Annotated in this window: 14 protein-coding genes; 10 read left to right on the top strand and 4 right to left on the bottom strand. The window is 71.9% G+C overall.

The window, feature by feature from the left end; genetic code table 11:
- Positions 1 to 10 precede the first annotated feature (10 nt).
- Together rplQ and truA are read left to right on the top strand one after the other, a co-directional pair.
- Positions 11 to 544, top strand: coding sequence for a 50S ribosomal protein L17 (gene rplQ, locus ACYVJE_RS10365; protein ID WP_461144284.1), 534 nt, complete (start codon positions 11 to 13; stop codon positions 542 to 544).
- Positions 534 to 1,442 carry a tRNA pseudouridine(38-40) synthase TruA gene (gene truA / locus ACYVJE_RS10370; protein WP_459157354.1) on the top strand — a complete coding sequence of 303 codons (909 nt, stop codon included), beginning with the start codon at positions 534 to 536 and terminating at the stop codon, positions 1,440 to 1,442. Before rplQ ends, truA begins: the two co-directional genes overlap by 11 nt.
- A gap of 365 nt (positions 1,443 to 1,807) precedes the next feature.
- Here the strand turns inward: truA and ACYVJE_RS10375 are convergent, their stop codons facing one another.
- Both ACYVJE_RS10375 and eccE read right to left on the bottom strand, forming a co-directional pair.
- The gene (locus tag ACYVJE_RS10375) at positions 1,808 to 2,539 is read right to left on the bottom strand and encodes a hypothetical protein (RefSeq protein ID WP_461144285.1); all 732 of its coding nucleotides are present in this window, start codon (positions 2,537 to 2,539) and stop codon (positions 1,808 to 1,810) included.
- Positions 2,536 to 3,726, bottom strand: a complete 1,191-nt coding sequence (gene eccE / locus ACYVJE_RS10380) for a type VII secretion protein EccE (protein ID WP_461144286.1) — start codon at positions 3,724 to 3,726, stop codon at positions 2,536 to 2,538. Before eccE ends, ACYVJE_RS10375 begins: the two co-directional genes overlap by 4 nt.
- A gap of 300 nt (positions 3,727 to 4,026) precedes the next feature.
- Here eccE and eccB point away from each other — a divergent pair, with 300 nt between their 5' ends.
- Positions 4,027 to 5,610 (top strand): type VII secretion protein EccB, encoded by a 1,584-nt coding sequence (gene eccB / locus ACYVJE_RS10385; RefSeq protein ID WP_459157351.1) that lies wholly within the window; start codon positions 4,027 to 4,029, stop codon positions 5,608 to 5,610.
- Between the two features lie 502 nt (positions 5,611 to 6,112).
- Here the strand turns inward: eccB and mycP are convergent.
- Together mycP and eccD are read right to left on the bottom strand one after the other, a co-directional pair.
- Positions 6,113 to 7,525 carry a type VII secretion-associated serine protease mycosin gene (gene mycP, locus ACYVJE_RS10390; protein WP_461144287.1) on the bottom strand — a complete coding sequence of 471 codons (1,413 nt, stop codon included), beginning with the start codon at positions 7,523 to 7,525 and terminating at the stop codon, positions 6,113 to 6,115.
- Between the two features lie 11 nt (positions 7,526 to 7,536).
- Positions 7,537 to 8,979, bottom strand: coding sequence for a type VII secretion integral membrane protein EccD (gene eccD, locus ACYVJE_RS10395; RefSeq protein ID WP_459157349.1), 1,443 nt, complete (start codon positions 8,977 to 8,979; stop codon positions 7,537 to 7,539).
- A gap of 352 nt (positions 8,980 to 9,331) precedes the next feature.
- Here eccD and eccCa point away from each other — a divergent pair, with 352 nt between their 5' ends.
- From eccCa to glmM, 7 genes are all read left to right on the top strand, one after another.
- The gene (gene eccCa / locus ACYVJE_RS10400; RefSeq protein WP_461144288.1) at positions 9,332 to 13,423 is read left to right on the top strand and encodes a type VII secretion protein EccCa; all 4,092 of its coding nucleotides are present in this window, start codon (positions 9,332 to 9,334) and stop codon (positions 13,421 to 13,423) included.
- A gap of 269 nt (positions 13,424 to 13,692) precedes the next feature.
- Positions 13,693 to 15,615, top strand: coding sequence for a type VII secretion-associated protein (locus ACYVJE_RS10405; RefSeq protein ID WP_461144289.1), 1,923 nt, complete (start codon positions 13,693 to 13,695; stop codon positions 15,613 to 15,615).
- 168 nt (positions 15,616 to 15,783) lie between these two features.
- Positions 15,784 to 16,098 carry a WXG100 family type VII secretion target gene (locus tag ACYVJE_RS10410; RefSeq protein WP_459157346.1) on the top strand — a complete coding sequence of 105 codons (315 nt, stop codon included), beginning with the start codon at positions 15,784 to 15,786 and terminating at the stop codon, positions 16,096 to 16,098.
- Positions 16,099 to 16,190: 92 nt separating this feature from the next.
- A complete protein-coding gene (locus tag ACYVJE_RS10415) occupies positions 16,191 to 16,481 on the top strand; it encodes a WXG100 family type VII secretion target (RefSeq protein ID WP_459157345.1) in 291 nt (96 codons plus the stop codon).
- Between the two features lie 731 nt (positions 16,482 to 17,212).
- Entirely contained in the window at positions 17,213 to 17,662 is a 450-nt protein-coding gene (rplM, locus tag ACYVJE_RS10420) for a 50S ribosomal protein L13 (protein WP_459157344.1), read from the top strand.
- Positions 17,659 to 18,129 (top strand): 30S ribosomal protein S9, encoded by a 471-nt coding sequence (gene rpsI, locus ACYVJE_RS10425; RefSeq protein ID WP_459157343.1) that lies wholly within the window; start codon positions 17,659 to 17,661, stop codon positions 18,127 to 18,129. Before rplM ends, rpsI begins: the two co-directional genes overlap by 4 nt.
- A gap of 241 nt (positions 18,130 to 18,370) precedes the next feature.
- Positions 18,371 to 19,705 (top strand): phosphoglucosamine mutase, encoded by a 1,335-nt coding sequence (gene glmM, locus ACYVJE_RS10430; RefSeq protein WP_461144290.1) that lies wholly within the window; start codon positions 18,371 to 18,373, stop codon positions 19,703 to 19,705.
- The last annotated feature ends 43 nt before the right edge of the window (positions 19,706 to 19,748 follow it).

The following is a 19,748-nucleotide window of genomic DNA, read 5'->3' on the forward strand; positions in this document are numbered from 1 at the left end:
GGAGCAAGCGATGCCCACCCCGACGAAGGGACCGCGTCTCGGCGCGTCCCCGTCGCACGAGCGGCTGATCCTGGCCAACCTGGCCACCTCGCTGTTCGAGCACGGGAAGATCACCACCACCGAGGCGAAGGCCAAGCGGCTGCGCCCGCTGGCCGAGCGGCTGATCACCAAGGCCACGAAGGGCGACCTGCACAACCGTCGCCAGGTCATGAAGACCATCCGCGACAAGGACGTGGTGGCCAAGCTCTTCGAGGAGATCGGTCCGTTCTACGCCGACCGCCCCGGTGGTTACACGCGGATCATCAAGACCGCGCCGCGCAAGGGCGACAACGCCCAGATGGCGATCATCGCCCTGGTGCAGGAGAAGACCGCGACGTCCGAGGCGGAGGCCGCCCGCGGCACCAAGTTCGCCAAGGACCAGCAGGCCGAGGCCGCGCCGGACACGGCGGAGTCCGCCGAGGCTCAGGTCGAGGGGACTGCGGAGGCCGCGGAGGCCGCCGAGTCCACTGACGAGTCCGCGAGCGAGAAGAAGGATGAGTCCTGACATCGCGCGTGACAACGGTGCGAACGAGCCCGCTGCCCCGACCGGGGGTGGCGGGCTCGTTCGTCTGCGCCTGACCGTCGCCTACGACGGGACGGACTTCGCCGGCTGGGCCCGGCAGCCGGGGCTGCGCACGGTGCAGGGGCTGCTGGAGGACGCGCTGGCGAAGCAGCCGCCGGGCCGCGAGGTGCCGCGGTCGGTGGTGGTGGCCGGGCGGACCGACTCCGGGGTGCACGCCACCGAGCAGGTGGTGCACCTCGACGCGGTGCCGCTGACCCAGGAGGAGACCCGGTTGCCGGTGGACGAGCGCGGGCTGCCGGATCTGGACCGGATGCGGCACCGGTGGAACCGCATCCTGCCGGCCGATGTGCGCGTGCTGTCCGCCGAACCCGCACCTCCCGGGTTCGACGCCCGGTTCTCGGCGTTGCGGCGCCACTACCGCTACCGCGTGTCGGACGCCCCGTGGGGCGCGGATCCGCTGCGCCGCCGGGACACGTTGGCGTGGCAGCACCCCCTGGACGTGGACGCGCTCAACGCCGCATCGGCCGGTCTGGTGGGGTTGCACGACTTCGCGGCCTACTGCAAGGCGCGGGAGGGCGCGACGACGGTGCGCGAACTGCTCGAGTTCACCTGGGAGCGGGTGGAGCAGCACCTGCTGGTGGCGAAGCTCTCCGCGGACGCGTTCTGCCACTCGATGGTGCGCGGTCTGGTCGGCACGGTGCTGTTCGCGGGGGACGGGCGCCGCGGTGCGGACTGGCCGGCGCAGCTGCTCGAGTCCGAGCAGCGCACCAGCGCTGTGGCCCCGGCCCGCGGGCTCGTGCTCGTCGGTGTCGACTACCCGCCGGCCGCGGAGCTCGCCGCGCGCGCGGAGCACACCCGCGCCCGCCGCAGCCTGGGCTGAACCGGCCGCTGGCAGGCGTGACCGCTGGCAGGCGTGAGCGATGGGAGGCGGGGCCGCTGGAAGCGGCACCACTGCTGGAAGCGACCCGAGCTTTCGGGCCTGCAGCGGGCTCGGGGTGGGAACATTTTTCGAGGAATGCTCCCACCCCGAGCGTGTCGGCCCCCGCGTGTCGGGTGCGGGCGTCGCGTGCTGTGCCGAGCACGAGGGGGCGCCGAGCACGACGAGGCGCCGAGCACGACGGGGGCCGAGCCGGAGGTTCCCCTACCCGGTCCGCTACGCCAGCCCATCCGCGGAGTCCCTTGGTCGCCGTGTCGCCCGGACCGCGCCACCCGGACCGCGCCACCCGGGCGGCGCGCCGGCGCGCCTCAGTCGCCGCGGCGGATCGGACCGAGGATTTCCTGCTCCTTCGTGTTCGTCACCAGGCGGATCGGCGACCACATCATGTTGCCCAGGGCGATGACGCCGTCGTCCTGCAGCTGGGTCAACTGCTGCACCTGCTGCGGGTGCAGGCTCCAGATGCGCTGGGCCAGCTGCGCCTGGTTCAGCGGCAGCCGCTGCATCAGCACCAGGTCCGCGGTGTTCGCGACGGCACCGCTGCTGATCTGCGGGTGCAGGTACGGCAGCACGTACATCGTCGTCTGCCACGGCGCGCGCGGCGGGAACAGCTCCTGCGGAACCGCACCGCCGTCGTGGATCAGCAGCAGCGGCGTGTCCTCCGAGGCGCCGGGCAGGTCGAACGGCGTGAGCCGCCGGATCTGCATCAGCGGGACCGGTTTGCCCTCGGGGGTCTGGCCGGCGGCGCGTTCCAGCACCTTCCACGCGGCGGGGCGCCCGGTGGCGATGATGACCCAAGCGCCCGTGGCGATGGCGCGCAGCGCCAGCTGCCGCGCGAAGTACAGCCCGCCCACGGTGACCATCCGCGTGGGGTGCGGCCGGAGGATGGAAGCGGCGATCGCCTCGCCCTGCGGGCCGGAGCCGATGAGCATGCCGCCCCGGTCACCGGAGGGGCTCACCGCCTCCAGGGTTTCCGGCGGCACGAGGAACTCCGGCGCACTGCCCTGGTTGCCGGGGACGTCGATCGTCCTGCTGCGACTCATACGGCACCTCCCAGCGGCAACGTCGCCGCATATCCGGACAGCTGGTTGCCGCGCAGCGGTGTCAGCGTCATCCCCAGCCTGTTGCTGATGGTGCGCAGCCTGTCGTCGGCGGCGTCGAGCTCCTCGGGCGTGCGGGCGCTGACCCGGACGACGCCCCGCAGGGCCACCTCGTCCTCCTCGCCGGACGGCGCGATGGACAGCGTGATGGATGTGGACAGCGCCCGGATCCCGGTGAGCGCGTTGAGGCTGTGGGTGGTCTGCGCGGGCCAGCCGGTGATCGCGTAGCTGGAGTGTCCGACGCCACCCGCGGTGACGCCGCTCCAGCGCTCCTTGAGCCCGACGGAACGCTGCGAGCCGAGGACGCTGTGCAGCTCCGCCGAGGAGATCCCCGCCTGCAGCAGCTCGTCCGGGGAGAGCGGGCGCGCGGGCACGCCCTCGCCCTCGAGCGCGTTGCGCACGCGGGAGAGCGCACCGATGAGCGCGCGGTGCGCGCCGACGACGCCGCCGCCGCGTTCGCCCACGGCCTTGGCGCAGCGCTGCGGGTCGAGCCGCAGCGCCACCCACGTGGTGCGGCGCGCGGCGGCCGGCAGCGGGCCGAGCAGTTCCAGGTACGAGTCCAGCGCGGGGGAGTTCGACGGCAGCGCGGCGCTCCCCGGGTAGCAGTGCCAGATGACCTGGATCGCGTCGAGCACCACGCCGCGGTCCTCCAGGCACGGCGAGAGCACGCCGAGCGGCAGGTTGGGCGCGTTGTTCACCGAGTTCAGCAGCGACGGCGTCGGCTCCACCATGAGCACCGCGGTCCACTTGCCGTTGTGGAAGGCCATTCCCACGGGGTTGCGGTCGTGGTCCTGGCTGCGCGCGACGACGAGGTCGGGCAGCGCGAGCCGCAGCAGCGCGACGCGGTGGTTCTCGTCCGGGCCGATGATGCCGTCGCCGTCGAGGTCCTCGGCGGGCTCCGCGGCGTCGACGTTCGGCGGTTCGGCCACCCTGGTGTGGTCGCGCCCGCGGTAGTCGAGCAGGAGCGCGAACCACTGGGTGAACCAGCGGCCGCGGCGGCGCAGCACCGCCAGGATCAGGGCGAGCGCTGCCACCCCGATCGACACCGGCCACAGCACCGGGTCGATGAGCACGAGGACCAGGCCGATGGCGAGGCCGACCTCGATGAGCACGATGTTGGCCGCCGGCATGCCCCCCAGGGTCACGCCGTTCAACCGGCGCCGGCGCGCGCGGATGCGCGCACGCGGCGGGTTCGCGGACCCCTGCGCACTCGGTTGGGGCGCATTCGGTTGGGCCGGATGTTGTGTCGTCACGGACATCCGTTCGGTCTTCCCCCTCGCTGTTACGCGGCGCACGGCACGCGAGTAGGTGGTCGGATCGTTGGCGCGTGCAGAGAATACTGACGGACTTGGTCGAACCGCACCCATTCGGCATCCCCTGAGGACTATCCTGCGGAACCGTACCTCGGACGGGAGAGCTGTAGGCGAAGAATGGCAACAACACCCACGACGAAGTCGCAAGTTCAGGCGTACCGGTTCGTGCTGCGCCGCATGGAGTCCGCGCTGGTGCGCAAGGACGCGGTGATGCTGCACGATCCGATGGGCTCGCACAAGCGGGCCACGGTGGTCGGCGCGATCGTCGCCTGCGTCGGCATGATCGGGTTCCTCGTGTGGGGCCTGTTCGGCGGGAAGGGCAACGTGCCGGAACCGGGCAACGTCGTCATCGCGAAGGAGAGCGGCAGCGTTTTCGTCGTCACCTCCGATGACCGGGCGGACAAGCGGCTGATCCCGATGCTCAACATGACCTCGGCGAAGCTGCTGGTGATGGCCCAGGGCGGTGCGCAGGGCAGCGGGCCGGTCGAACCGACGACCGTCAAGGAGGCCGCGCTGTCGGAGATCCCGCGCGGTTCGCTGACGGGCATGGTCAACGCGCCCCAGTACCTGCCGGAAGGCGGCAACCAGGCCGCGCCGACCTGGGCCATCTGCGACGAGGGGCAGGTCCGCGACACCTTCAACGACGCGCGGGTGGAGTCCGCCACCGACGTGCGCACCACCGTCGTCGGCGGTCAGCGCGACCACGGCGCGGAACTGCGCCCGGACCAGGCGCTGTACGTGCAGGACCAGTCCTCCGGGGACCGCTACCTCGTGTACCGCGTCGGGGACGGGATCGCGGGCCACCCGCACGCGCGGACGGTCAAGGCGCTGGTCGACGAGGACGACAGCGCGGTGATGGACATGTACGGCCTCAACGGCACCACGCCGCGCACGATCAGCACGAACATGCTCAACGCGATCCCCAGGGTCTCCGAGCTGTCGGTCCCGCAGCTGCCGACCGGCCAGGTCGACTACATGACCGGGCAGTACGCGGCGGGCGACGTGGTGCGCCGCAGCGTCGCAGGCAACCCGGACGAGTTCTTCCTGCTGCTGCCGAGCGGCAAGCAGGAGATCTCCCAGGGTGCGGCCGCTGCGGTGCACGCGGCGAAGTACAGCAACGAGGAGCTGCCGAACGCGACCGGGGAGATCACCGAGGCGCCGGAGGCCGACGAGGCCGCCAAGCTGACCGCGCTGGACTCCTTCCCGGACGCGGTGCCCTCCCCGGTGAACTTCCAGCAGTCCGACACCTCGTGCTTGAGCTGGAAGAACGACCGCGGTGACCACGACATCACGGTGACGCTGAACAAGGGGTCGATCAGCCGGAGCCCGGTCAAGCTGGCGCAAGCCGACGGTTCCGGGCCCAATGTGGACAGGTTCCACCTGCCGGCGGGCCAGGCGGCGGTCGTGCGGGGCACGTCGAACGAGTCGGGCTCCGATTCCGGCCCGATCTTCCTCGTCACCGATCAGGGCGTGCAGTACGGCATCAAGGACGTCGCCACGGCGCGCGGACTGGGTGTGATCAACAGCGCGGCCGACATCAAGTCCGGCCCGTCCTGGTTGATGCGCAGCCTGCCGCAGGGCGACTTCCTCGACCCGGCGCAGGCGAGCTTCACCTACGACGCGGTGGAACCGGGTGAAGGCGTGAACCGCCCGCCGGAGAAGGAGGGCCAGGGACAGGGCTCGCAGCAGCAGGCCGGCTGAGCGGAGGGCCCTCCGACCGGGTTTCCGCCGCTGTGCGCGGCGGGAACCCGGCCGGTCGGGTGCGGAACGTTCTCGAGCACGTCCGAGGAACGCGGTCCCGCCGTCCCGAGTGGACGGCGGGACCGCGTGCTGTCCGCGGTACCGCCGGCGGAGCGGCGGGCGTCCGGGCCCTGCGGGTGCGGTGCACCGCAGCGCAGGTGAAGCACTGCCGGGGTGCGCCCCGGGATCGGGCCGGTGCGGGGCGCGGTCCGGTCGCACCGAGCTGGGGCGGAGGTCGCGGACGCGGTCGCCGCGCCCCGCCCCCGGACGAAGAGGGCACCGGGCGAAGACGGCCCCGCACAGCTGGCCCAGCACGACAGCAGCCCCGGGGACGACGGCGGTGCCCGGGACGACAGGTGCCCCGCACGACAGCGGGTCCCGGACCGAGCCGGTCCGGGACCCGCAGTGCTCCTCGCGGTCCGCAGCGGGCGGTGCCGCTCCTGCCCGCGCTGCTCCGCCCGCGCTACTCCTGCGCGTTGGTGCGCTGCGCGTTCAGCCGCGAGCGGAGGTTGCGGCGCGCGTTGATGAGGAACGCGGTGAACAGGATGGCGGCGATGCCCGCCCCCGTTCCGCCGAGCGCGGTCAGCAGCGCCGGCCAGTCGCGCGGCGGCAGCACGTCGGCGTCCAGCCGCGCCGGCTGGCTGGTGTTCGTGGACACCCCGTGCTCGGCGGGCACGACGTCGTTGAGCGCCGCCATCGGGTCGATGACGCCGGCACCGACGATGTCGTTGCGTCCGTCCGTGCCGCCCGGGTGCAGCGCGGTCTTCTCGATGCGCTCCATGATCTGGCCGGGACCGAGCTCCGGGTGCTCCTGCTTGATCAGCGCGACCAGCCCGGACACGTACGGCGCGGCGAAGCTCGTGCCCATGATGGGTTCGGGCTGGCCCTGGCTGCTCTGCAGCTGGTTGGCCAGTCCGACGCCTCCCACTCCCGGGTCGAGGGTGGTGAGGTTCTCCCCGGGTGCGGCGACGTCGACCCACGGCCCGGGCACGGTGAACTCCGAGGGCGCGCCCTGCTGGTTCACCGAGCCGACGGTGAGCACGTAGTCGTCGAACCAGGCGGGCAGCACCGCGGTGGTGGGCGCGCCCGAGGGGTTCTTCTGGCACTGGTCGGTCGTGTTGCCCGCGGCGGCCACGACGACCGCGCCCCTGTCGTGGGCGTTCTTGACCGCCTGGTGCAGCTGGTTGTTGAAGCCGTACTGCGCCGAGGAGGGGTCGGTGGCCTCGGCGATGGCCTGGCAGGACGACTGCGAGATGTTGATGACGCTGGCACCGGCCTCGGCGGCGTGCTGCACGGCCTGCGCCATCGTCGCCGTGTTGCCGACCGTCTGGTCGTTGCCCTGGTTGACGAACTTCTGCGAGGACTGCCGGATGGACAGGATCGTGCTGTCCGGGGCCACGCCGACGAACCCGGTCTGCGGGTCGGGGTGCGCGGCGATGATGCCGGCCACGGCGGTGCCGTGGCCGTCGCAGTCGTCGTTCGCGCCCCCGCGGGGCACGGCGCTGCCGCCGCTGCCGTCCACGGCCAGGCGCGGGTGCGGGTTCACACCGGTGTCGATGACCGCGATCGTCTGGCCCCGCCCGGTCAGTCCCTGCTCGTGCGCCTGCTCGAAGCCGAGGAACCGCTGGCTCCAGGGCTTCTCCTCGATGGTCTGTCCACCCCGGGTGCCCTGCAGGCAGCCCTCCTGCTGCTGGAAGTCGCCGGGCTGCGGGGTGAGCGGACCGCCGGGGACCGTGGTCGGCGTCAGCTCCGGCGGTTCGTAGGAGGAGTCGGCGACCGCGGGTGCCGTCGGACCGCCGAGCAGGAGCACGCCCAGGGCGGTGGACAGCGCGAGGGTCCGCCGGGGACCGCGGGCGCGGAGGAGTCGTTCGCGCATCGGCTGCCCCTTTAGAACAGGTTCAGGTTCAGGTCGCGGATCATCATGTACACGTCCATCACGGCCAGTGCCAACGGCAGCACCGCCGCGATGAGCACGGCTTCCAGGATGTCCACGGTGCGCCGCTGCACCGGCGAGAACCGGCGGTCGGGGAAGACCACGCCGAAGACGAGCGCGAGCACGGCCAGCACCAGCAGCGGCGGGAAGGACCACGCCACGGCCGTCGGCCAGAGCGCCACCTGCACCAGCAGGCCCGCGGTCACACCGGCGGCGGCGAGCAGCCCGTTGAGCAGCAGCGCCATCGCCTGGCTGCCGTTGGCGTAGTTGCGCCCGCGCAGCAGCAGCACCGCGGCGACCACGACCGCGTAGACGGTGCCCCAGACACCGCCGAACCCGGCCGAGATGACCGCGCCGAGCGCGGCGGTGAGACCGCAGCCGATGATGAGACCGGTCATGTACTGGTGCGCGACACCGGTCTGCCGCTCGATCGCCCGGTAGTCGGGGAAGGTGGTGTCCTCCTTGAGGTCCTCGGCGGTGCCGGGGACCTGCGGCAGCGGCAGGCGCGCCAGCTGGATGGTCAGTCGGGGCAGCAGCGAGATGCCCGCGAGGCCGACGGCGGCGGCACCGGCGGCGATCCCGGGTGCCGGGGCCTGGCCGATGAGGGTGGCCACGAGGAACGACGCGGTGGCGAACGTGCCCACGACGGCCGCCGCGATGAACGTGATGATCCCGGTTCCGAGCAGCATCAGCGCCACCGCGGCGAAGATGAGCACCAGCGCGCTGGCCAGCAGCAGCCGGGGTTCGAGGGTGTTGCCGGGCACGATGTTGAACCCGGCGACGAAGGCCATGGACAACCCGCCTGCTGCGGCGATCACCGTGCCCGTGGTCGACGCCCCGTAGGCCTTGGTGACGATCGTTCCGACGCCGGTGGCGAAGATCGCCACGACGGTGGCGACCACGGCGGCCACGATCTGGAACACCAGCGGCTGCACACCGCCGACACCGGGGTGCAGCAGCACCACGGGCCCCGCCAGTCCGAGCGCGACGGCCGCGGCGAGGAACGCGAGCGCGCCCGCGACCTGGCCGATCAGCGCCGCCGTTTCCTTCGTCCACGGCCGGTAGCTACCGGGTTCGGCGTCCGCGAGCGCGTCCACCACGTCGTCGTACAGCGGTGGCGGCGGGTTGTCGGAACGTTTGCGCAGCTGCAACATGTCGCCGTCGACGATCCCCTGGGACGCCAGCGTCTGACTGGGGTCGAGCGGCTGGCTGTCGCCGAGTTTTGCCAGGCACCATCCGCCGTGTCGCGAGCCGCCGTCCTGGGTGACCTCGCGGGCCATCTCCAGAACCATCGGCAGCAGGTCCGCCACCGACACGTCCGCGGGCAGCGCCAGGTCGATGCGCGTGCTCGGCGCCACCACCGTCACGCGACTGAACACCGTGGTTCCGGTCGCCACTTGGGCCCCCTACTCCCTTGGTCGCCTTGCTGTCTGCTTGCGCGCGCCCGTGCCCCCGTGTCCGGACGCGGCGGCGCGCACTCTGTCCGTTCGATCCAACCAAGCGCGGTCTTTTCTTGCGAAACCGACCCACCCGGTCGGACAGCGCCCCTAGTATGGGCACACCAACCGCCATCGGGTGACGGGTTTGGTGCAACTCGTGGCAATCGGTTCGCACGCGGTCGAGCACGGCACGACGTGAGCGCGGTGCGCACGCGGTCGCAGGGGCCTGTTCGGCGATGGCGCGAGGACGGGACAGAATGCCGCGAGCCAAGCGTGCAGGCTCGTAGAGGACGGAAAGGTTGCTGCGTCGGTGAGTACGCTGCAGTTCAAACGCATGGCGCGCCTGGCGCCGCCGCGTCCGCCGGGTGGTGAGGTGCATCTCGAACCACCGCCGGAGATCCCCCGCGCGGTCCCCGGGAACATCGTGCAGAAGATCCTTCCGGCGGTCATGATCGTCGCCTCGCTGGGAATGATGGTCTTCATGCTCCAGCGGGCCAAGGACAACCCGATGATGATGATGATGCCGATGATGATGCTGGTCAGCACCGTCGGCATGATGGCCGGAGGGGGCCAGGGCGGCGGGCAGAAGAAGTCCGAGATGAACGAGGACCGCAAGGACTACCTGCGGTACCTCGGCCAGATGCGCGACCGCGCGCGCGAGGCCGCCGATGAGCAGCGGCAGGCCCGCGAGTGGGTGCACCCGGATCCGCAGACGCTGTGGTCGGTGGCGGGAACGCGCCGCATGTGGGAGCGCCGCCCCGGCGACAACGACTTCTGCCAGTTGCGCGTGGGCCGCGGTTCCCAGCGGTTGGAGACCCGGCTCGTGCCACCGCAGACCGGGCCGGTCGACGAGCTGGAGCCGATCACCACGCTCGCGCTGCGCCGTTTCGTGCGCGCGCACTCGCTGGTGCCGGACCTGCCGATCGCGATGTCGCTGCGCGGGTTCGCCGCGATCGGCCTGCAGGGCGAGCGGGAGCTCACGCGGTCCGTCGCCCGCGCGATGGTGGCCCAGCTGGCCACCTTCCACGCTCCGGAGGACGTGCGCATCGCCGTGGCCAGCGCCGGACGCGCGCGCGGCGAGTGGGACTGGGTGAAGTGGCTGCCGCACGCCCAGCACCCGACGGAGACCGACGGGATCGGTCCGCGCCGCCTGATGTCCGGTTCGCTGGGCTCGATCGAGGAGATGCTGTCCGAGCAGCTGGCCGACCGGCAGCGCTTCCAGCGCAACGCGGCGGCGCCGGAGGGCGAGCCGCACATCGTCATCGTCATCGACGACGCGGAGATCAGCCGCGAGGAGCACCTCGTGCTGGAGGGCGGCCTGGCGGGCGTGACGATGCTCGACCTGTCCGAGTCGCTCGGCCGCGTCACCCAGCGCCGCGGCATGCGCATGGTCGTCGATCCCGACCGGATCGGTGCGCGCGGGGCCAGCGGCGTGGAGTGGTTCGGGGCGCCGGACACGCTCACCATGTCCGAGGCCTCCGCGATGTCGCGCCGCCTCTCGCCGTACCGGTTGGCCGGCGGTCCCCAGGCGGCCGAATCGGACAGCGGCGGGTACGAGCCGCTGACGACGCCGCTGAACTACGTCGAGCAGCTCGGCCTGGCCGGCGACGTGGTGACGTTCGACCTCAACGAGGCGTGGCGGCCGCGTTCGGTGCAGGACCTCTACCGCGTGGCGATGGGGCCGGGCGAGACCGGCGAGATCGTCCACCTGGACATCAAGGAGACCGCTTCCGGCGGCATGGGCCCGCACGGCCTGTGCATCGGCGCGACCGGCTCCGGCAAGTCCGAGTTCCTGCGCACGATCGTGCTGGGCATGATGGCCACGCACTCCTCGGACATGCTCAACTTCGTCCTCGTCGACTTCAAGGGCGGTGCGACGTTCAACGGTTTCGAGCCGGCGCCGCACGTCTCGGCGAGCATCTCCAACCTGGAGGACAACTCCACCCTGATCGACCGGATGTACGACGCGCTGTCCGGTGAGATGAACCGCCGCCAGGAGGTGCTCAACAAGGCGGGCGCGAAGAACGTCTGGGACTACCGGAAGATGCGCGAGGCCGGCGACGAGTACGCGCAGGAGCCGCTGCCCGCGCTGTTCGTCGTCATCGACGAGTTCTCCGAGCTGCTGGCCCAGCAGCCGGAGTTCGCCGAGCTGTTCGTGATGATCGGCCGCCTGGGGCGTTCGCTGCAGGTGCACCTGCTGCTGGCCTCGCAGCGGTTGGAGGAGGGCAAGCTGCGCGGCCTGGACGCGCACCTGTCCTACCGGATCGGGTTGAAGACGTTCAACGCCGCTGAGTCCCGCGCCGCGATCGGCGTTCCGGACGCGGCCGACCTGCCGGCGACGGGTGGTCACGGTTACCTGAAGCACCCCAACGGGGTCGAGCGGTTCCGCGCCGCCTACGTCTCCGGGCACCTGCACCAGACCAGCGGGCGCAAACCGTCCACGCAGGCCGCTTCGCCGGTGACCGGCGACAAGATGCCGCGCGTGTTCATCCCGGACTACGTCGAGAAGCCGCCGGAACCGGAGCAGCCCGAGGTCGTCGAGGAGGAGCCGGAGCAGGAGGAGCCCGACGCGCTGGCCCCGACCGACTTCCAGATCGTCATCGACAAGATCTGGCGCTCCGGCGGACCGCAGGCGCACCAGGTGTGGCTGCCGCCGCTGGACACGCCGCCCACTTTGGACACCCTGCTGCCGCCGCTGCAGCAGACCGACGACCGCGGTTACACCGCCGCCGGGTACGCGGGCAGCGGGCGCCTGCAGGTGCCGGTGGGGCTCATCGACGTGCCCTACCACCAGCGGCAGGACCTGCTCATGCTGGACCTGAGCGGTGCTTCCGGGCACGGCGCGATCGCCGGTGCGCCGCAGGCGGGCAAGTCCAACGCGATGCGGACGATGATCACCTCCACGGCGCTGACGCACACGCCGCAGGAGGTGCAGTTCTACTGCGTCGACCTGGGCGGCGGTTCGCTGGTGGCGCTGCGGGACCTGCCGCACGTCGGCAGTTTCGGCGGCCGCCGGGACCAGGACACGGTGCGCCGCACGATCGCCGAGATCAAGAGCCTCGTGGCGGAGCGGGAGGCGCGGTTCCAGCAGTTGGGCATCGACTCGATGGCCGACTTCCGCACCCGCAAGCGCCGGGGCGAGATCGAGGACGACCCCTACGGCGACGTGTTCCTGATGATCGACGGCTGGCGCACGTTCCGCGAGGACTACGAGTCGCTCGAGCAGGACGTCATGAACATCACCGCGCAGGGGTTGACGTTCGGCGTGCACGTGTTCATCACCGTCAACCGCTGGGGCGAGATCCGCCCGGCGATGAAGGACCTGCTCGGCACCCGGCTGGAACTGCGCCTCGGTGACACCTCCGAGTCGGAGATGGGCCGCAAGGTCGCGGACAACGTGCCGCAGGGGCGACCCGGGCGCGGTCTGCACTCCTCGCAGCTGCACTTCCTGACCGCGCTGCCGCGCGTGGACAGCGAGAACATCGGTGACCGCGAAGGTGCCGAGCGGGAGCGCGCCGAGCAGGAGCGGGACGCGCAGCGGCCGACGTGGGAGCTGTACAACGACGACCTGGCCGACGGCGTGTCCGATCTGGTCAACCGGGTCCGCAGCTCCTGGAAGGGCGCACCCGCCCCCCAGGTCAAGCTGCTGCCGGACGAGCTGCCGTACGACCAGCTGCCGCGGCCGGAGCAGCAGCCGAAGAAGCGGCTGGTGCCGATCGGTGTCAACGAGGACGGGCTGAATCCGGTCTACCTGGACTTCGACGCCGACCCGCACTTCTACGCCTTCGGCGAGCGGGAGTCGGGCAAGACCTCGCTGCTGCGCGGGATCGTGCGCGGGATCACCGAGCGGTACACGCCGCAGGAGGCGCTGATCCTGCTGGTGGACTACCGGCGCACGATGCTCGGCTTCCTCAACACCGGGCACCTGCTGGAGTACTCGGTCTCGGCCGACCAGCTCAAGAACAACGTGGGCGACGTGACCAACGCGTTGAAGAAGCGGTTGCCGGGGCCGGACGTGACCCAGGAGCAGTTGAAGAACCGGTCCTGGTGGAGCGGTCCGGAGCTGTTCGTCGTCGCCGACGACTACGAGCTGGTGGCGCCGCAGGGCAGCAACCCGTTGGCTCCGCTGGCCGAGTTCGTCGCCCAGGCCCAGGACGTGGGGCTGCACATGGTGCTGGTGCGCAACTCCGGTGGTGCCAGCAGGGCGCTGTTCGAGCCGATCATCGGCAAGATGCGCGAGGTCTCGGCGCCGGGGCTGGCGATGTCGGCGAACAAGGACGACGGCCAGCTGATCGGCAACATCCGTTCGCAGACCCTGCCCGCCGGGCGGGGGACGCTGGCCAGCCGCTCCCTGCGCGGGGGTCCGCAGCTGATCCAGACGGCTCACCTGCCGCAGGAGTAGTCGCCCGCGCGTCGGGTGTGCGCAGGGGCCTTCCCCGCTCCGCCGGGAGCGGGGGAGGCCCCTTTCCGTCTACCGGGGCACCTCGCGGGAACTCGCCGGTCCGCTCGGCGCGGCGCGAGCTGTCAAGGACCCCGATCTCGGACCACTCGATCAGGTGTCATCTGTTCGGAGCGGGGAAGCGGGGCCTCTAAGGTGCTCCGGGGGACCGGCGCGGCGCGCCGGAAGCGGCGCCGGAAGACCGCTCCGGCGACGGTGAAGGAGTTTGCTGCGTGTCGCTGCACGTGTCCATCGACTTCGGGACCTCGAGCACCTGCACGGTGGCTTCCGTCGACGGCGGGGAACCGCAGGTCGTGATGATCGACGGGCAGCCGCTGGTTCCCTCGGCCGTGTTCTGCGCGCCGGAAGGCACCCTGTTCGTCGGCCCCGAGGCGGAACGGCAGGCGGCCGTCGACCCGGCGCGCTTCGAACCGCACCCGAAGCGGCGCATCGACGAGGGCGAACTGCTGCTGGGGGACAGCGTGGTCGGCGTGCCCGACGTGGTGCGCGCGGTGCTCGGCCGCGTCGTCGCCGAAGCGCGCCGCAACGCGGGCGGAGCGGCCGTCGACCTGCTCGTGGTGACGCACCCCGCGGACTGGGGGGCGGTGCGCACCGGCGCCCTCCGGCAGGCCGCGGACGGACTCGCGCGCGAGGTCGTGCTCGTCCCCGAGCCCGTCGCGGCCGCGGTGTTCCACTCGGCCGGGCACGGCATGCCCGACTGCGCGGCGCTGGCCGTGCTCGACCTCGGCGGCGGCACCATCGACGCCAGCGTGGTGCACAAGCAGAGCGGCGCCTTCCGGGTGCTGGCCACGCGCGGCGATCCGAACTTCGGCGGGTCCGACATCGACCAGCTGCTGCTCGAGCACGTCGGCGGGCTCGTCGGCGGCGCCGATGCCGCGGGCTGGCGCAAGCTCGTGTCCGGCCGCGACATGGCCGACCGGCGCCGCCGCCGCGTGCTGCGCCAGGACGTCCGCGGTGCCAAGGAAACCCTCTCCCGGCACGCCTACACCGACGTGCCGCTGCCGCCGCCGTTCACCGACGCCCACGTCACGCGCGGCGACCTGGAAGGGCTCATCCACGACCCGCTGGCGGCCGCGGCGCGGTTGCTGACCGACACGCTGCGCGCCGGGGGCGTGCCGCACGACCGGCTCGCCGGGGTGTTCCTCGTCGGCGGTTCGAGCCGGATCCCGCTGGTGTCGCGGCTGGTGCACGAGCGCACCGGCACCGTTCCGACCACTTTGGACCAACCGGAGACGGTGGTGGCGCGCGGTGCGCTGCGCGCCGTGCGGCTGGATCCGGCCCGCGGCGCCGGGCTCGCGCCCACCGGCGACTGGTCCGGGCAGCGGGCCGCACCCGTCCAGCACGCCCCGGGCGCGCAGGGCCGCGCCGCGCAGCAGCCGCAGCCGTGGGCGGCGCGCCCCCGGCGGGCCGCGCCCCAGCACCCCGCCCCGCAGCGATCCGCCCCGCAGCACGCCGCTCCCGGAGGAGCGGCGCCGCGGCGCACCGCTGGGCCGGAGCCGCCGCCGGAGCGCCTCAGCGATGTGCGCACGATCGTCATCGGCGGTTCGGACCGCACGCGTCCGGTGGCGCCGACCGGGCGCTCGCGCGGGGGCGCCCGGAAGGTCCGGCGCGGGCGGGCGCTCGCGGTCGGCGCGGCGTGCGCCGTGCTCGTCGCCGTGTTCGCCGCCGTGTTCGCCGGAGTGCTGCTCACCGGCGGCGCAGCCGAGACCGGGCGGTACGGCTACGGCTTCCGGCAACCGGACCGGTGGGTGGTGGCCGACGAGGTGCCGGACGCGCGGCGGACGGTGCTCACCCCGGCCGTCCGGGAGGACGGGGTCGATCGGCTCTTCGTCGAGGCGGAACAGCTCACCTACGACAGCACCGCCGCGCGCGACCGGGCGGTGCGCGGCGTGCGCGCGCAGTACGACAGGCGCCGCGCCGCGGGGGAGGACCTCTCCGGCTTCAGCGCGCCGGCCAGTTTCGCCGGGCGGGACGTGGTGTACTTCCGCGAGCGGCGCGGCGGTCCGGTCGTCGAGTGGTACCAGCTGCACGAGGGCGGCACGCGGCTGCGCGTGGGCTGCCAGTACACCGCATCCGGCCGGGACGCGGTGCAGGCAGCCTGCGAGCGGGTCGTCGGATCCCTGCACGTGCGGTAGTTCCGCCACCTCTTCCCATTCGCGAATTGCCGGTGAGCGGCTGTTACCGCGATCTTCGTTCACAAGCGCAATCACTTTCGGCGAAACGCGGGACAAGCGGGAACCGGGCATGGCAATGTCTGCGTCGCAGGAAGCGCGATCACGACCGAGATAGGAGGTCGACCCGCGATGGGTGGCGGATTCGGTACCGATACCGAGGTGATGGAGAAGGCCGTCAGCGAGGTGCAGCAGGTGCGCCAGGCCGTGGACTCGGCCGTGCAGACGCTGAACGGCGAGGTCGAGCCGGCGCTGGGGGGCTGGCAGGGCCAGGCCGCGCAGGTCTTCCGCAAGTTGATGGACCAGTTCAACCAGGAAGCCAAGACCATCACGCAGAAGCTGGACGAGATCGGCGAGAACATCCAGGGCTCCAGCCGCGACTACGCCCAGCAGCAGGAGGAGAGCGCCCAGGAGATCTCCAAGATCGAGGGCATGCTCAACGGCTGACGCGCGGGCGACCGCGGTGCGGACGGCCATTGGGGTCCGGAAGGCCACTGGGGGTCCGGGCGAGAACTGGCGAGTATTGAGGGGAGTACCACATGAGTGAGATCAAGGTCGATTTCGCGCAGCTTCAGCAGGCCGCGGACAGCCTGAGCCAGGCGTCGAACAAGATCGACCAGGAGCTGAACCAGCTCGAGTCGGCGCTGAAGCCGCTGATCAGTTCCTGGGAAGGTGCCGCGCAGGAGTCCTACTACGCCGCGCAGCGCGAGTGGGACCAGGCCGCGCAGAACATGAAGGAGATCGCGGCCAAGATGGGGATGGCCGTCAACGCCGCCAACGAGTCCTTCCAGTCCGGTGAGAAGCGCAACGCCGGTCGGTTCGGCGGCTGAGAGCGCCTGCCCGGCCGGTGCGGTGCGGGTCACTCCGCGCCGGTGGTCCCGGTGCTCGGGGTACCGCGCACCAGCGCTCGAACGGCCCCGGTGCCCGCGCGGGCACCGGGGCCGTTGTGCTGGGGCGGGTGCGGGTCGGCGATCGCGCCGGGTTCCGCATCGCGGCCCCGCGCGGCGCCCCTGGCTGGGCCGCTGCCGCGCTGCGTCCGTGCGCAGCGGAGGAGCGAGCGGACTCGGAAAGGCACCGCCCTGAGGGGAAGCTGCTGCCGGGGAAACTGCTGTGACCTCGGGAAGGTGCCGCCCTGCCGGGAAAGGCGCCGCGATCACGGGGAAAACGCCCCCGCGGGGCCAACCCCGGGTGCGGGCCGCCGAGCACCCCCGGGTACGCTGGTCGAGTCGATGACATGGTGAAGACGGGTCTCGGCGCTCGAGGGCGCTCCTTCCCGGTGCTTCTTCCGGGGTGCTGCCTTCCACGGCACCGCCTCGGGGCGTCCCGCTGCTGACGGGCCCCGTTTTGACCCTGTTATCGGCCACCGAGTACCCTCATTTTTTGTTGTGCGGTGCGCGCCGTGCGCAGCCGCGGCTGGGACGGACACGCCGAGGGCGTGCGCCCGGCCCGGCGCCACGTCTGCGGCGTACCGGTCTCGGGGGACGATCAGTCCCGAGCGGCCGGTCAGCTCCAGCGGGCCCCGCACTCCGGATTCCGACGCGAACGACGACGAGGTAGACCCGTGCGCACGTACAGCCCGAAGCCCGGCGACGTGACCCGTGCCTGGCATGTGATCGATGCCGAGGACGTCGTCCTCGGCCGGTTGGCAACCGAGGCCGCGAGGCTGCTGCGCGGCAAGCACAAGCCGATCTATGCTCCGCACATGGACACCGGCGACTTCGTCGTCGTCATCAACGCCGACAAGGTTCGCCTGACCGGCAACAAGCGTCAGCAAGCGCTCCAGTACCGGCACACCGGTTACCCCGGTGGTCTGCGCAAGCAGTCCTTCGGCGAGGTGCTGAACTCGCAGCACCCCGAGCGGCTGCTGGAGAAGACGATCAAGGGCATGCTGCCGAAGAACAAGCTCGGCCGGGCCATGGCGAAGAAGCTCAAGGTCTACGCCGGGCCGAACCACCCGCACCAGGCCCAGGACCCGCAGCCGTTCGAGATCAACGCGAAGGGCAAGAAGTGACCGACGAACTTCACGAAGAGCAGGTGGGCGTCATCGCCCCTGAGGAGTCCGAGCCTCAGGACATCGCGCCCGTCCCCGCCGGACGTCCGGTGCAGACCGTGGGACGCCGGAAGGAGGCCGTGGCCCGGGTTCGCCTGGTTCCCGGTTCCGGCAACTTCGTCCTCAACGGCAAGTCGCTGGAGCAGTACTTCCCGAACAAGGTGCACCAGCAGGTCGTGCAGGAGCCGTTCCAGGCGACCGACCGTGTCGGCAGCTTCGACATCAAGGTCACCCTGAACGGCGGCGGCCCGTCCGGGCAGGCCGGTGCGCTGCGCATGGCGATCGCCCGCGCGCTCTCGACCTACGAGCCGGAGGACCGTCCCACGCTGAAGAAGGCCGGCATGCTCACCCGCGACTCGCGGGAGAAGGAGCGCAAGAAGTACGGCCTCAAGAAGGCGCGGAAGTCGCCGCAGTACAGCAAGCGCTGACGAGTCCCGACGATTCGCGGGAGCAGCCGTCCTACGGCACGGCTGCTCCCGCTGTCGTATGTGCGGCCCCTTCTCGCGGGGGCGTGGTGTTGACGGACTGGGGGATCGGCTTTCGCCGGGCGGAACGGGATCGATCAGACCACCGGGTGACCCGGCGTCGTGTGCGGCGGACGCCGTGCGGTCATGCTGTCCGCGGGTCCGCCGGTGGCGGAGCCGTGCGGCGAAGGAGGATCTACGGTCGATGTCCCGGTTGTTCGGCACCGATGGCGTGCGGGGGTTGGCCAACGCCGACCTGACTCCGGAACTGGCCCTGGCCGTGTCGGCCACCGCGGCCCGCGTGCTGTACGAGCACGACGACTCGCACCGCCGCGTGGCCCTGGTCGGGCGTGATCCGCGGGCCAGCGGGGAGATGCTGGAAGCGGCGGTGACGGCCGGGTTGACCGCGGCCGGGGCCGACGTGGTCCGCATCGGCGTCCTGCCCACACCCGCTGTGGCGCAGCTGGTGGCGGCGACGGGGGCCGATCTCGGCGTGATGATCTCCGCCTCGCACAACCCGATGCCGGACAACGGCATCAAGCTGTTCGCCGCGGGCGGGCACAAGCTGCCGGACGCGGTCGAGGACGAGATCGCCGCCCGCCTGGGCGAGGACGTGCAGCGGCCGACGGGCGAGCACATCGGCCGCGTCCGGGACGACGCGGACGCGCTGCACCGGTACGTGGACCTGCTGCTGCAGGCCGCGCCGCAACCGCTGCACGGGTTGACGGTCGTCGTCGACTGCGCGCACGGCGCCGCCTCCTGGGCGGCTCCCGAGGCGTACCGCCGCGCGGGAGCTGAGGTGATCCCGCTGCACGCGGCGCCGGACGGGCTCAACATCAACGAGGCCGTCGGCTCGACGCACATCGACGGCCTCTGCTCCGCGGTGGTGGAGCACGGCGCGGACCTGGGCATCGCCCACGACGGCGATGCCGACCGGTGCCTGGCCGTGGACGCCGCGGGACGGGTCGTCGACGGCGACCAGATCATGGCGGTGCTCGCGCTCGCCATGCGCGAGGCGGGCGAGCTGACCGAGGACACCGTGGTCGCCACGGTGATGAGCAACCTCGGGCTGCGGCTGGCGCTCGGCGAGTGCGGTGTCGACATGCGCACCACGAAGGTGGGTGACCGCTACGTCCTGGAGGAGCTGCACTCCGGTGGTTGGTCGCTCGGCGGTGAGCAGTCCGGGCACATCGTGCTGCCGGACCACGCCACCACGGGTGACGGGCTGCTGACCGCGCTGCGGCTGATGGGGCGGGTCGCGCAGACCGGCAAACCGCTGGCCGAGCTCGCCGCGGTGATGCGGCGGCTGCCGCAGGTGCTGGTGAACGTGCGGGTGGCGGACAAGGCGACCGCCGTGTCCGCACCCGAGGTCACCGAGGCCGTGGCCGCGGCCGAGACCGAGCTGGGCGGGCACGGGCGCGTGCTGCTGCGCCCCTCCGGGACGGAGGAGCTGGTCCGGGTGATGGTCGAGGCGCCGAGCGAGGACGGAGCGCAGCGCGTCGCCGACCACCTGGCCGGCATCGTTGCCGCGATCCAGTGATCGTGTGATCTAGATCTCGTGATCGGCGGGGTTGTGTGCGACC

It is taken from the genome of Salinifilum aidingensis (assembly GCF_054782015.1).